Source organism: Bradyrhizobium sp. Crot121, from assembly GCF_059512385.1.
Genome location: NZ_JCAMOR010000451.1, coordinates 1 through 389 on the forward strand (window position 1 = coordinate 1; position 389 = coordinate 389).

General features: G+C 59.4%; 1 protein-coding gene. It reads left to right on the top strand.

The genetic code is table 11. The annotated features are described in order from the left end of the window. On the top strand, positions 1–198 hold a 198-nt coding region (locus tag AC5ZGW_RS47435; RefSeq protein ID WP_496114311.1), incomplete at its 5' end, for a cytochrome P460 family protein. Between the last annotated feature and the right edge of the window lie 191 nt (positions 199–389).

Genomic DNA, 389 nt, shown 5'->3' on the forward strand with positions numbered 1-389 from the left:
GTCATGGTGAGAGACGGCAAGGGAACGCATCCCGGCAACCCGTTGTGGGGTGACGGGTGGGGATGGTCGTGGTTCGATGCGGACAAGCCGCTCAAGACCACCTCGACGGACTACCATTCCGATTGCCAGGGGTGCCACGTGCCGGCCCAGGCCACGGACTGGATCTATGTGAATGGATATCCCGTCCTGGGTCACTAGGCGACCGCATGCGTGAGCGCAGTCCTCCCGCCGCAGTTTCGCGGAGGTTATGCCCGCAAGCTGGTGCGGAAAGAAGATTGCAGAGCCTCTTGTGACCATTCGTTTCGGTTTCGACCTTTCGGGTCCAACTGGCGTTCGGAGTACAAACGAGTGCATGGAGTTCGACGTTGTCTTTCCCGGTTTATGACATC